This is a genomic window from Specibacter sp. RAF43 (assembly GCF_052114065.1).
Taxonomy (GTDB): domain Bacteria; phylum Actinomycetota; class Actinomycetes; order Actinomycetales; family Micrococcaceae; genus Specibacter.
The window spans coordinates 22,830-36,689 of record NZ_JBFREA010000011.1; the positions used below are offsets into that span (position 1 = coordinate 22,830).

Annotated in this window: 11 protein-coding genes; all 11 read left to right on the forward strand. The window is 68.2% G+C overall.

The annotated features are described in order from the left end of the window. Positions 1-163 precede the first annotated feature (163 nt). Entirely contained in the window at positions 164-3,061 is a 2,898-nt protein-coding gene (gene uvrA / locus AB4Y80_RS07800; protein ID WP_442213399.1) for an excinuclease ABC subunit UvrA, read from the forward strand. Between the two features lie 70 nt (positions 3,062-3,131). Next, a complete protein-coding gene (locus AB4Y80_RS07805; protein ID WP_442213401.1) occupies positions 3,132-3,896 on the forward strand; it encodes an HAD hydrolase-like protein in 765 nt (254 codons plus the stop codon). Next, entirely contained in the window at positions 3,883-4,551 is a 669-nt protein-coding gene (locus AB4Y80_RS07810; protein ID WP_442213403.1) for a lysophospholipid acyltransferase family protein, read from the forward strand. Before AB4Y80_RS07805 ends, AB4Y80_RS07810 begins: the two co-directional genes overlap by 14 nt. Before the next feature lie 98 nt (positions 4,552-4,649). Then, positions 4,650-6,644, forward strand: coding sequence for an excinuclease ABC subunit UvrC (uvrC, locus tag AB4Y80_RS07815; RefSeq protein ID WP_442213405.1), 1,995 nt, complete (start codon positions 4,650-4,652; stop codon positions 6,642-6,644). A gap of 63 nt (positions 6,645-6,707) precedes the next feature. Then, positions 6,708-7,631, forward strand: a complete 924-nt coding sequence (gene rapZ, locus AB4Y80_RS07820; protein WP_442213407.1) for an RNase adapter RapZ — start codon at positions 6,708-6,710, stop codon at positions 7,629-7,631. Positions 7,632-7,657: 26 nt separating this feature from the next. Continuing rightward, positions 7,658-8,641: a gluconeogenesis factor YvcK family protein gene (locus AB4Y80_RS07825; RefSeq protein WP_442213511.1), complete on the forward strand. Its 984-nt coding sequence runs from the start codon at positions 7,658-7,660 to the stop codon at positions 8,639-8,641. 23 nt (positions 8,642-8,664) lie between these two features. Beyond that, positions 8,665-9,645 (forward strand): DNA-binding protein WhiA, encoded by a 981-nt coding sequence (gene whiA / locus AB4Y80_RS07830; RefSeq protein WP_442213409.1) that lies wholly within the window; start codon positions 8,665-8,667, stop codon positions 9,643-9,645. Positions 9,646-9,753: 108 nt separating this feature from the next. Further along, a complete protein-coding gene (locus AB4Y80_RS07835) occupies positions 9,754-10,377 on the forward strand; it encodes a superoxide dismutase (protein WP_442213411.1) in 624 nt (207 codons plus the stop codon). Positions 10,378-10,687: 310 nt separating this feature from the next. Further along, entirely contained in the window at positions 10,688-11,698 is a 1,011-nt protein-coding gene (gap, locus tag AB4Y80_RS07840) for a type I glyceraldehyde-3-phosphate dehydrogenase (protein WP_442213413.1), read from the forward strand. Between the two features lie 9 nt (positions 11,699-11,707). After that, positions 11,708-12,946: a phosphoglycerate kinase gene (locus AB4Y80_RS07845; RefSeq protein WP_442213415.1), complete on the forward strand. Its 1,239-nt coding sequence runs from the start codon at positions 11,708-11,710 to the stop codon at positions 12,944-12,946. A gap of 96 nt (positions 12,947-13,042) precedes the next feature. Further along, the gene (tpiA, locus tag AB4Y80_RS07850; protein ID WP_442213417.1) at positions 13,043-13,858 is read left to right on the forward strand and encodes a triose-phosphate isomerase; all 816 of its coding nucleotides are present in this window, start codon (positions 13,043-13,045) and stop codon (positions 13,856-13,858) included. The last annotated feature ends 2 nt before the right edge of the window (positions 13,859-13,860 follow it).

Consider the following 13,860-nt stretch of genomic DNA (forward strand, 5'->3'; position numbering starts at 1 on the left):
GTGGTGCCCCGGACGGGGGACGCCGGTACGGAGAAATGTTCGAACGCCCGTGTTCGAACGAAGATTCGACTATACTTTTCGTTGTGGCCTAAATAAGGAATCCGCTCCTTACGTGCTTGCCTAACACGTGTTTGATTGACGCCGGAAATGTCTGAAGGAAACAATGCCCCAGCCTGTGAACCAGCTCCCCGATTTGTCGCGCGCTGAAGTGTCCCGCCCCGATTTATCCCGCTTGATCGTCAAGGGCGCGCGCGAACACAACCTTCGTAACGTGGATTTGGACCTGCCCCGGGACGCCATGATCGTCTTCACCGGGCTCTCCGGCTCGGGGAAGTCCTCCCTGGCCTTTGACACCATTTTCGCCGAGGGGCAGCGCCGCTACGTGGAGTCCCTCTCCGCGTACGCCCGCCAGTTCCTGGGCCAGGTCGACAAACCGGACGTCGACTTCATCGAGGGGCTTTCCCCGGCGGTCTCCATCGACCAAAAGTCCACCAGCAAGAACCCCCGCTCCACGGTGGGCACCATCACCGAGATCTACGACTACATGCGCCTGCTCTGGGCGCGGGTGGGTACGCCGCACTGTCCCGTCTGTGGTGAACCCATCGCCAAGCAGACCCCGCAGCAGATCGTGGACCAACTGCTGGAAATGCCGGAAGGGACGCGCTTTCAGGTGCTCGCGCCCGTCGTGCGGGCACGCAAGGGCGAGTTTGTGGACCTGTTCCGGGAACTGACCGCCAAGGGCTATTCGCGCGTCAAGGTCGACGGCGCGCAGGTCCAGCTCGCCGACGCGCCCCAGCTCAAGAAGCAGGTCAAGCACACCATCGAGGTGGTCGTGGACCGGCTCGTGGTCAAGGACGGCATCCGGCAGCGCCTCACCGACTCCGTGGAGACGGCCCTGGGGCTGGCCGAGGGCCGGGTGCTGGCCGAGCTGGTGGACCTGGACGGCGACCACGCCGGCCGGGTGCGGCAGTTCTCCGAAAACCTCGCCTGCCCCAACGAGCACCCCCTGGCCATCGACGAGATCGAGCCGCGGTCGTTCTCCTTCAACAACCCGTTTGGCGCATGCCAGGCCTGCAGCGGCATCGGCACCAAGCTGGAGGTGGACGAGGAACTGGTGGTGCCCAACCCGTTCCTCTCGCTGCGCAACGGCGCCATCGCCCCGTGGTCGCTGGGCACCGCCACCACCGAGTACTGGAACCGCCTCCTGGCGGGCCTCGCCGATGACCTGGGCTTCGATCTGGACGACCCCTGGAACAAGCTCAGCACCGACTCCCGCCAGGCCATCCTGTACGGCAAGGACCACAAGGTGGTGGTGCAGTACAAGAACCGGTTTGGCCGCGAACGCAAGTACAGCACCGGCTTTGAAGGCGCCGTGCAATACATCCAGCGCAAGCACGTGGAAACCGAGTCCGACTCCGCCCGGGACCGGTACGAGGAATACATGCGCCAGATTCCGTGCCCGTCCTGCGGCGGCGCGCGCCTGAACCCGGCGTCGCTGTCCGTGCTGATCAACGACAAGTCCATCGCCGAGGTCTGCGCCCTGTCCATGCGGGACTGCTTTGACTTCCTCTCCCACCTGGTGCTGACCGGCCGGGAGGCCCAGATCGCCAGCCAGGTGCTCAAGGAAATCCAGGCCCGGCTGAAGTTCCTGCTGGACGTGGGACTGGAATACCTGAACCTGGAACGCGCCTCCGCCACCCTCTCCGGCGGGGAGGCCCAGCGGATCCGGCTGGCCACCCAGATCGGCTCCGGGCTGGTGGGCGTGCTGTACGTGCTGGACGAGCCCTCGATCGGCCTGCACCAGCGCGACAACCGCCGGCTGATCGAGACGCTGACCCGCCTGCGCGACCTCGGCAACACCCTGATCGTGGTGGAGCACGACGAGGACACCATCCAGGAGGCCGACTGGATCGTGGACATCGGCCCCGGCGCCGGGGAACACGGCGGACGCGTCGTGCATTCCGGGTCGCTGGAGGGGCTGCTGGCCAACACCGAGTCCCTCACCGGGGACTACCTCTCGGGCCGCAGGAGCATCCCGGTGCCGGCCAAGCGGCGCAAGTACGACAAAAAGCGTGAGCTGAAGGTCATCGGGGCGCGCGAGAACAACCTGCGCGGCATCGACGTGGCGTTCCCGCTGGGCGTGCTGACCGCCGTCACCGGCGTCAGCGGCTCCGGCAAGTCCACGCTGGTCAACGACATCCTCTACAAGGTGCTCGCGACCAAGCTCAACGGCGCCAAGCAGGTGGCCGGGCGCCACCTGCGCGTGGACGGGCTCGAACACCTGGACAAGGTGGTGCACGTGGACCAAAGCCCCATCGGCCGCACCCCGCGCTCCAACCCCGCCACCTACACCGGCGTCTTTGACAACATCCGTAAGCTGTTCGCCGAAACCAACGAGGCCAAGGTGCGCGGCTACCAGCCCGGCCGGTTCTCCTTCAACGTCAAGGGCGGGCGCTGCGAGGCCTGCACGGGCGACGGCACGCTGAAGATCGAAATGAACTTCCTGCCCGACGTCTACGTCCCCTGCGAGGTCTGCCACGGCGCCCGCTACAACCGGGAAACCCTGGAGGTCCACTACAAGGGCAAGTCGATCGCCGACGTCCTGAACATGCCCATCGAGGAGGGCGCGGACTTCTTTGCCGCGTTCACCCCGATCGCCCGCCACCTGCGCACGCTGGTCGACGTCGGACTCGGCTACGTCCGCCTGGGGCAGGCCTCCACCACCCTCTCCGGCGGGGAGGCGCAGCGGGTGAAGCTGGCTGCCGAACTGCAAAAACGCTCCAATGGCCGCAGCATCTACGTCCTCGACGAGCCCACCACCGGGCTGCACTTCGAGGACATCCGCAAGCTCCTGCTCGTGCTGCAGGGCCTGGTCGAGAAGGGCAACACGGTCATCGTGATCGAGCACAACCTGGACGTCATCAAGAGCGCCGACTGGATCGTGGACCTGGGCCCGGACGGCGGCACCGGCGGCGGTCAGGTGATTGCCACCGGCACCCCGGAAAAGGTGGCCCAAAATGAGGTCAGCTACACGGCCACGTTCCTGCGCGAGGTTCTGTAGCCGCCGGCAAGATATGCCTGGCAGGGCATGCTTCGCCGAGGGGCAGCGGCGGCCATGAGAAACTGGGGTCGTGACTATCGCCGGCCCCGCCATCTTCTATGACGCCGTCCTCTTCGACTTGGACGGCACGCTCGTCGATCCGGCCGGGGGGATCACCGGCGGCATCGCACATGCCCTCCGGGCCATGGACCTGCCCGTGCCCGCAGACGAGGCGCTCCACGCCATGATCGGTCCCAAGCTGGCCGACGCCATGGTCGGGCACGCCGGCGTGCCCGCGCACCGGGTGGCCGAGGCCATCGGCATCTACCGGAGCTGGTACCGGGACACCGGCAAGGGACGCTCCCGCCTCTATCCCGGGATCAGCGAGCTGCTCGCGGGCCTGCGTGACGCGGGCATCCCACTGGGCGTCGCCACCCAGAAACCGGAACCGCTGGCGAAGACGCTGCTGGCCCACCACGGCGTGGCCGGGCTCTTTGACGTGATCTGCGGTTCCTCGGCCGATGAAACGCTGATGCCCGGTGATGCCGGCTACCGGCAGGGCAAGTCGGAGATCATAGGGTCGGCCCTCGCCGCGCTAGGCGTCTCTGCGGCCCGGGGCGGCGCCGCCGGAGCCGTCATGGTGGGGGACCGGCACCAGGACGTGCACGGCGCAGCGGCGAATTCCATCCCGTGCATCGGCGTGTCCTGGGGATTTGCCCCCGACGGCGAGCTGGCGGCGGCAGGGGCAGCCGGCGTCGTCCATACCGCAGCGGAACTGGCGCGCGAACTAGCCGGCCCGGCCGGCGGCGCCTTCCGTTCCGCCGTGGTGGACGGGGGTGCCCGTGGCGCTCTATGACCTGACCCGGGTGCTCACGCGCGGCACCATTGGCACCCTGTGCCGGCCCACCGTGGAGGGACTGCACCACGTCCCGGCGGGCGGGCCGTTCATCGTGGCCCCCAACCACCTCTCCTTCTTCGACTCCGTGATCGTCCAGGCGCTCACCCCCCGGCCGGTTTCCTTCTTTGCCAAGGCCGAATACTTCACCGGCAGGGGCCTGAAGGGCAAGGTGATGAGGCAATTCTTCGAATCCGTCCACTCCATCCCCGTGGAACGCGGCGAACAGGCCGCCAGCGTCAAGGCCCTGAAAACGCTCCTGGACATCCTGGGCCGCGGCGACGGGGTGGGCATCTACCCGGAGGGCACCCGGTCCCGCGACGGGATCCTGTACCGCGGCCGCACCGGGGTGGGCTGGCTGGCGCTGACCACGGGCGCCCCCGTGGTCCCGGTGGGCATCATCGGGACGGAAAAACTGCAACCGGCGGGGCGGAAGGTGGTCAAGCCGGCGCCGTTCACGCTGCGCTTYGGCCCTGCCCTGCACTTTGAGAAGACCGGCCCGGAACACTCCCTGCCAGCCCGGCGTGCCGTCACGGACACCATCATGGACGCCATTGCCGCACTCTCTGGCCAGGAGCGCTGCGCCAAATACAACCAAAGCCCCACCCTGGAGTAGGCCCGGGACCGGGACCACCAGCCTCCGGCCGGGTGGTGACGGCCGGACGAACCCGTTCAGGTGGCAGCACCCGCGGGTGCGGATGGCATGATGGAACTGTGGCAGATCCAGCAAGTTACCGGCCCCGACCAGGGGAGATTCCCACCGACCCCGGCGTCTACCGGTTCCGGGACGAACACGGGCGCATCATCTACGTGGGCAAGGCGAAGAACCTCCGCTCCCGGCTGAACTCCTACTTCGCCAACCCCGCCACCCTGCTGCCCAAAACGCATGCGATGGTGCACCACGCCGCCAGCGTGCAATGGACCACGGTGGGCAGCGAACTGGAGGCGCTGCAGCTGGAATACACGTGGATCAAGGAATTCGCCCCCCGCTACAACCTCGCCTTCCGGGACGACAAGACCTACCCGTACCTGGCCGTGTCCATGAGCGAAAAATACCCCCGCGTCCAGGTCATGCGCGGCGAACGGCGCAAGGGCACCAAGTACTTTGGCCCGTACACGGCGGGGGCCATCCGGGAGACCATGGACACCCTGCTGCGCGTCTTCCCGGTGCGCAGCTGCAGCGTCGGGGTCCTGCGGCGGGCCGAACGCAGCGGCCGGCCCTGCCTGCTCGGCTACATCGACAAGTGCGCCGCCCCGTGCGTGGGCCGCATCAGCGAGGAGGACCACCGGGCGCTGGCCGAGGACTTTTGCGACTTCATGGGCGGGGAGGCCACCCGGTTCATCCGCAAGCTGGAGAAGTCCATGGCCGCGGCCGTCGCCGAACTCGACTATGAACGTGCCGCCCGGCTGCGCGATGACATCATCGCGCTCAGAAAGGTCTTTGAGCGCAACGCCGTGGTGCTCTCCGAGGACACCAACGCGGACATCTTCGCCGTCGAACAGGACGAGCTGGAGGCGGCCGTGCAGGTCTTCCACGTCCGCGGCGGCCGCATCCGCGGACAGCGCGGCTGGGTGGTGGAGAAAGTGGAGGACGCCACGCAGGCGGACCTGTGGGAACACCTCATGCAGCAGGTCTACGGGTCGGCGGACCAGCAACCGGAGAGCATTCCGCGCCAGATCCTGGTGCCCCGGCGCCCGGCCAACCACGAGCATCTGGCCGAATGGCTCGCCGGGCTGCGCGGCGGCCGCGTGGAAATCAAGGTGCCCCAGCGGGGGGAGAAGGCCGCCCTGATGGAAACCGTGCGGCAAAACGCGCAGCACGCCATGGCCCTGCACAAGTCCCGGCGCGCCGGGGACCTGACCACCCGCTCCCTGGCGCTGCAGGAACTCCAGGAGGCGCTGGAGCTGCCCCGGCCGCTGCTGCGCATCGAGTGCTACGACATTTCCCATGTCCAGGGCACCAATGTGGTGGCATCCATGGTGGTGGTGGAGGACGGGCTGGCCAAGAAGGGCGAGTACCGAAAGTTTTCCATCACCGGGGATGCCGCCGTCGACGACACCGCCTCCATGTACAACGTCATCACCCGCCGCTTCCGCCACTACCTGGCCGAAACGGCGCAGCGCCAGCAGGGTGTCACGGCCTCCGGGGAGATTTCCGGGAGGGTCGCCGCCGACGGCAGCGGCGCCCCGGGACCGGCCCAGGGTGAACCGTCGAAGTTTGCCTACCCGCCGAACCTGGTGGTGGTCGACGGAGGCGTGCCGCAGGTGCATGCGGCCTCGCAGGCCCTGGCGGACCTGGGCATCACCGACGTCGCCGTGATCGGGTTGGCCAAGCGGCTGGAGGAGGTGTGGGTGCCGGACAGCGACTTCCCGGTGATCCTGCCCCGGTCCTCCGAGGGGCTCTACCTGCTCCAGCGCATCCGCGACGAGGCCCACCGCTTCGCCATCACCTTCCACCGGGCCAAGCGGGGCAAGGCCATGACCGCCTCCGTGCTGGACACCGTGCCGGGGCTGGGCGCGGCCAAGCAAAAGGCCCTCCTGGAGCACTTCGGCTCGCTGAAGAAGGTGCGGGCCGCCGACGCCGCCGAGCTGGCCGGCGCCCGGGGGATCGGCCCCGTCCTGGCCCAGGCCATCCACGAGACGCTGCACACGGACGCCGGGACGCCCGCCCCCGCCGTCAATATGACGACCGGGGAGGTTCTTGACTAGGCTGGAGCTGGCCGCCGGCCACCGCCGGCGACCAGCCCCAACGACCCAAGAAGGACCAGTGCCATGACGGAGCACCACCCAGCGCCGGAGACCGACGACGGCGCGCTGACGCCGGTCAAGCCCGTGGAGTCGGAGCTGCTGGTGGTTACCGGCATGTCCGGGGCCGGCCGCAGCACGGCCGCCGACGCCCTGGAGGACCACGGCTGGTACGTCATTGAGAACCTGCCCCCGCAAATGCTGGGCACGCTGGCCGAGCTGGTCTCGCGCATGCCGGCCGCCCTGCCCAAGCTGGCCGTCGTCGTCGACGTCCGCGGCAAGGCCCTCTTTGCCGACATCCGCGAATCCCTGAACGCGCTGTCCGCCGCCGGCGTCACCTTCCGTGTGCTGTTCCTTGACGCGAGCGATGAAACCCTGGTGCGCCGGTTTGAACAGGGCCGCCGCCCGCACCCGCTGCAGGCGGACGGGCGCATCCTGGACGGCATCGCCGCCGAGCGCCTCCTGCTCGCGGAGATGAAGTCGCAGGCCGAGATGGTGCTGGACACCTCGGTCATGAACGTCCACGAGCTTGGCTCCGCCGTCACGGAACTGTTCTCCGAATCCGGGCCCGTGGTGCTGGCCCTGACGGTGATGAGCTTCGGCTTCAAGTACGGCCTGCCCGTAGACGCGAACTACGTGGCAGATGTGCGCTTCATTCCCAACCCGCACTGGATCCCGCAGCTGCGCCCCCTGACGGGGCAGGATGCGGCCGTCAGCGACTTCGTGCTCAAGGACAACGGCGCCGCCGACTTCGTGGACCGCTACGTCCACGCGCTGGAGCCCGTCCTGGCCGGGTACCGGCGCGAGAACAAGCACTATGCCACCATTGCCATCGGCTGCACGGGCGGCAAGCACCGTTCGGTGGCCGTGGCGATCGAACTGGCCAAGCGGCTGAGCCAGCTGCCGCGCGTCACCACCAGCATCAGGCACCGCGACCTGGGCAGGGAGTAGCGGTGTACACCGGAATCCTGCCGATCATGCCGGCGGCGGGACGGCTGCCGGCGGGTGAGTCCGGCGTGAAGGTGGCCGCCCTGGGCGGCGGGCACGGGCTGTCGGCGTCGCTGTCCGCCCTCCGCCTGCTCACCAGCAACCTCACCGCCGTCGTCACGGTGGCGGACGACGGCGGCTCCTCCGGCCGCCTGCGCCAGGAGCTGGGCGTCCTGCCGCCCGGGGACCTGCGCATGGCCCTGGCCGCCCTGTGCGACGACACCGACTGGGGGCGGACCTGGCGCGACGTCATGCAACACCGCTTCACGTCCCGGGAAGGCGTCACCGGTTCCCTGGACAACCACGCCCTGGGCAATCTGCTGATCGTCACCCTGTGGGAGCTGCTGGGCGACACCGTGGCCGGGCTGCGCTGGGCGGGGGCCCTGCTCGGGGCCCGCGGCGAGGTGCTGCCGATGGCCAGCGTGCCGCTGACCATCGAGGGGCAGGTGAAGTTCCACGCCCCCGACGGCACGCCGTTCCGGCGGACCATCCGCGGCCAGGCCACGCTGGCCAAGGCCGGCGAGGTGGAAAACGTGCGCCTGGTCCCGCACAACGCGCCGGCCTGCCCGGAAGCGCTGGCGGCCATCACCCAGGCGGACTGGGTGGTCCTGGGCCCGGGGTCCTGGTACACCTCGGTGCTCCCGCACCTGTTGCTGCCGGAACTGCGCACCGCCCTGTGCGCCACCGCCGCTCGGCGCCTGATCACCATGAACCTTGACATCAACGACCGCGAGGCCACCGGCATGAACGCCGCGGACCACCTGCGCGTCATCGCCAGGTACGCCCCGGAGTTCGGCGTGGACGTGGTCTTGGCGGATCCCGCGGGCATAACCGATGTGGCCGAGTTCACCGAGGCGGCCGCGATGATCGGTGCCGAGGTGGTGTTCGGTAAGGTGGGAGGGTCCGGGGGTGCGGCCGTGCACGACCCCTTGCGGCTCGCTGCCGCATACCGAGACATTTTTGGGGACAACTAGCACGTGAGAGTGAAGGCTAAACTATGGCGCTGACAGTGGCGGTAAAAGAGGAACTGTCCCGGCTGGACATCAAGAAGTCCTCGGTGCGCAAGGCGGAAGTGTCGACGCTGCTGCGGTTTGCCGGCGGCCTGCACATCATTTCGGGCCGGATCGTCATCGAGGCGGAGGTCGACTCGGCCGCCACGGCCCGCCGGCTCCGGGCGGCCATCGCCGAAATCTACGGCCACCAGAGCGAAATCATCGTCGTCTCCGGCGGCGGCCTGCGCCGCGGCAACCGGTACGTCGTGCGGGTGGTGCGCGACGGCGAGGCCCTGGCCCGCCAGACGGGCCTGCTGGACGGCCGGGGCCGGCCCGTGCGCGGGCTCCCGTCCGTCGTCGTCAACGGCTCCGCGGCCGACGCCGAGGCCGTGTGGCGCGGCGCCTTCCTGGCCCACGGCTCGCTGACCGAACCGGGCCGCTCCTCGGCCCTGGAGGTGACCTGCCCCGGCCCCGAGGCGGCCCTGGCACTGGTCGGGGCGGCCCGGCGCATCGATATTGCGGCCAAGGCCCGGGAGGTGCGCGGCATCGACCGGGTGGTGATCCGTGACGGGGACACCATCGCCGAACTGCTGATCCGCATGGGCGCCCACGAAACCCTGCTCGTGTGGGAGGAACGGCGCATGCGCAAGGAAGTGCGGGCCACCGCCAACCGCCTGGCGAACTTTGACGACGCCAACCTGCGCCGCTCCGCGCAGGCCGCCGTCGCCGCCGGCGCGCGCGTGGACCGGGCGCTGGAAATCCTCGGCGACGACGTTCCCGACCACCTCAAGTACGCCGGGGAACTGCGCGTTGCCCACAAGCAGGCGAGCCTGGATGAGCTGGGCCGGCTCGCCGACCCGCCGCTGACCAAGGACGCTATTGCCGGGCGCATCCGCCGCCTGCTCGCCATGGCGGACAAAAAGGCCGCGGACCTGGGCATTCCGGGCACCGAGTCAAGCGTTACTTTCGAAATGCTCGAGCAATAAGCGCGCCTAATATGAAAGAGTGGAAATATAACCGGGCACACACCCGGTTATGCAAAATGGCGGGACAAACGAGCCGCCAAACTATAAATGAATCGCAACGGAGGAACCGTGACTAAGTACACACTTCCAGAACTCAGCTATGACTATGCTGCCCTGGAGCCCAACATTTCCGCCCGCATCATGGAGCTTCACCACAGCAAGCACCACGCGGCCTATGTTGCCGGTGCCAACACGGCACTCGAGCAGCTGGCCGAGGCACGCTCAACCAACAACTTCGCGAATGTCGCCAAGTACTCCAAGGACCTCGCCTTCAACCTCGGCGGGCACACCAACCACTCCATCTTCTGGAACAACCTCTCTCCCGAGGGGGGCGACAAGCCCGAGGGCGAGCTGGCCGCCGCCATCGACGACGCCTTTGGCTCCTTCGACGCATTCCGTGCCCACTTCACCGCGGCCGCCCTGGGCATTCAGGGCTCCGGCTGGGCGCTGCTCTCTTTTGAGGGCCTGGGCGGGAACATCATCATCGAGCAGCTCTTCGACCAGCAGGGCAACGTCCCCGTGGCCACCACCCCGCTGCTCATGCTGGACATGTGGGAGCACGCCTTCTACCTGGACTACGTCAACGTCAAGGCCGACTACGTCAAGGCGTTCTGGAACATCGTGAACTGGGCGGACGTCGCCAAGCGCTTCGAGGCCGCCCGCAAGAACGCCACCGGCCTGATTCTGCCGTAGCTTCCTGCCCTGCGGTCCGGCCCCCGGGTGTTTCCCTGCCCACCTGGTCGACCAAAATGTGGACGCCCGCCCCGCCAGGTTTTCGGGGCGGGCACCACGGAACGTAATATGGATCACGAAGCCGGTTTCGCCGGTGCCCGGCCCGGCCGGCACCGCGGCCGGGCCCACCGCGAGTAGCCGCGGCGCGTGAGCGCCAACGATATTCGCAAAAATCTACATCTCTGCCCAACGTCGTGCGGGAACCACTGGTTGAGGGGCAACCTTGGCCTTGACAACGCGTGTTCGCAAGAGCACCAAGGAAAGAGAAAAAGTGACTACTCGCATTGGCATCAACGGATTTGGCCGGATCGGCCGCAACTACTTCCGGGCGGCGCTGGCACAGGGTGCCGACCTTGAGATCGTTGCCGTTAACGACCTCACCAGCCCCGAGACGCTGGCCCACCTGCTCAAGTATGATTCCGTGGCCGGGCGCCTGGGCGTCGATGTGAAGGTCGTCGACGGCCAGCTCGTGGTGGACGGCAAGGAGATCAAGGTCCTCGCCGAGCGCGATCCGGCGAAGCTGCCCTGGCGGGAGCTGGAGGTTGACATCGTCATCGAGTCCACCGGTTTCTTCACCAAGGCCGCGGACGCGCAAAAGCACATCGACGCCGGCGCCCGGAAGGTGCTGATCTCGGCGCCCGCCGCCGATGAGGACATCACGATCGTCATGGGCGTCAACGACGGCCTGTACGACCCCGCCGCACACCACATCATCTCCAACGCCTCCTGCACCACCAACTGCCTCGGCCCGCTGGCCAAGGTCCTCAACGACTCGTTTGGCATCGAGCGCGGCCTGATGACCACCATCCACGCGTACACCGCCGACCAGAACCTGCAGGACGGCCCGCACCGGGACCTGCGCCGGGCCCGCGCCGCCGCCGTCAACATGGTGCCCACCTCCACCGGTGCCGCGAAGGCGATCGGGCTGGTCCTGCCGGAGCTGAAGGGCAAGCTGGACGGCTACGCCATCCGCGTCCCGGTCCCCACCGGCTCCGCCACGGACCTGACGGCCACGGTGGGCCGGGAGGTCACCGTCGAAGAGGTCAACGCCGCCTACAAGGCCGCCGCCGCCGAGGGCAAGCTGGCCGGGTACCTGACGTACACGGAAGACCCGATCGTCTCCTCGGACATCGTCCACGACCCCGCCTCCTCCATCTTCGACTCCGGCCTGACCAAGGTGATCGGCAACCAGGTCAAGGTGGTGGCCTGGTATGACAACGAATGGGGCTACTCCAACCGGCTCGTGGACCTGACCAGGCTTGTGGCCGACAAGCTGGGTTAGGCTGAAGGAATGACATTGCACACCCTCGAGGAACTCGTCGATGCCGGTGTCCGTGGGCGGTACGTTTTGATCCGTAGCGATCTGAACGTGCCGCTCGACGGCTCTACGGTGACCGACGACGGCCGCATCAAGGCCTCCCTGCCCGTAATCACCGCCCTGGCCGACGCCGGTGCACGCGTCCTGGTCTGCGCCCACCTGGGCCGCCCCAAGGGTGTGCCGGACGCCAGGTATTCGCTGGCGCCCGCAGTGGCCCGGCTCGCGGAACTTGCCCCGGCGCTGAATGCCACCCTGGCCGCGGACACCACGGGCCCGGCCGCGCAGGCGGCAGCGGCAGCCCTGGCCGACGGATCGGTCCTGGTGCTGGAAAACGTGCGCTTCGATGCGCGGGAAACATCCAAGGACGACGCCGCACGGGGGGCGTTCGCGGCCGAGCTTGCGGCACTGACCGGAGAGGACGGTGCGTATGTGGATGACGCCTTTGGCGCCGTGCACCGCAAGCACGCCAGCGTCTTTGACATTGCCGCGCTGCTGCCGTCCTACCAGGGCGATTTGGTCCGCACCGAGTTGACCGTCCTGCGGACGCTGACAACCGCCACCGAACGCCCGTACGTGGTGGTCCTGGGCGGCTCGAAGGTCTCCGACAAGCTGGCCGTCATTGAGAACCTGCTCGGCAAGGCCGACAAGATCCTGGTGGGCGGGGGCATGGTGTTCACGTTCCTGGCCGCGCAGGGCCACGCCGTCGGTGCGTCGCTGCTGGAAACGGAGCAGATCCCCGTGGTGCGGGACTACCTCGCGCGGGCCGAAGCGGCGGGGACCACGTTCGTGCTGCCCACCGACATCGTGGTGGCCGCCGGCTTCGCCGCGGATGCCGCCCATGAGACGGTGGCCGCGGACGCCATGGAGTCAAGCAGCTTCGGCGCCGGCGGGATCGGGCTGGACATCGGCCCGCTGTCCGGCGCGGACTTCGCGCAGGCGGTGGCCTCCGCCAGGACTGTGTTTTGGAACGGGCCCATGGGCGTGTTTGAATTCCCCGCCTTCGCCGAAGGCACGCGCGCCGTGGCAACGGCGCTACGCGAGAACACGGCCAACGGCGGCTTCACGGTGGTGGGCGGCGGTGACTCCGCGGCGGCCGTGCGCGCCCTCGGATTTGCCGACTCCGCGTTTGGGCACATCTCCACCGGCGGCGGGGCAAGCCTGGAGTTCCTCGAGGGCAAGGAACTGCCCGGGCTGAGAGCGCTGGACCGCTAACCATCCGGTGGCGGCGGAACCTTCCGCCGCCACCGCCTTGCGCCCGCCGCGGCGCCACCATCTGGATGCACCAATGAGCAGTTTATGGAGAGAGCGATGACGACTTCGACCAACGGAAAATTTGACCGCACGCCGCTGATTGCCGGCAACTGGAAGATGAACATGGACCACGTCCAGGGCATCACGCTGCTGCAGAAGCTGGCATGGACGCTGTCCGACGCCCGGCACGACTTCAGCCGGGTCGAGGTCGCGGTCTTCCCCCCCTTCACCGACATTCGCGGCGTGCAAACCCTGGTCCAGGGCGACAAGCTGAAACTCGGCTACGGGGCGCAGGATCTCTCCGACCAAGACGCAGGCGCCTACACGGGCGACATTTCCGGGGCCTTCCTGAACAAGCTCGGCTGCAGCTACGTGCTGGTTGGGCACAGCGAACGCCGCAGCATCCACGGCGAAGGCGACGAACTCCTCAACGCCAAGGTCAAGGCCGCGTTCCGGCACAAGCTCACCCCGGTGCTGTGCGCGGGGGAGGGCCTGGACGTCCGCCAGGCCGGAACCCATGTCCAGCACACCCTGGCGCAGCTTCGCGCCGGCGTCGCGGGCCTGGGCGCCGAACAGGCGGCCGAACTCGTGGTCGCGTACGAGCCCATCTGGGCCATCGGCACCGGTGAGGTCGCCGGCCCGCAGGACGCCCAGGAGATGTGCACGGCCATCCGCACCGAGCTCGCCGCGCTTTTCGACGCCGACACCGCCGCCAAGACGCGCCTGCTCTACGGCGGCTCCGTCAAGGCAGCCAACGTCGCGGCCATCATGGCCGGACGCGACGTCGACGGCGTGCTCGTGGGCGGTGCCAGCCTGGACGCCGGCGAATTCGCCAGCATCGCCCGCTTTGAAAACCACCTCGTCACCAACTAGGG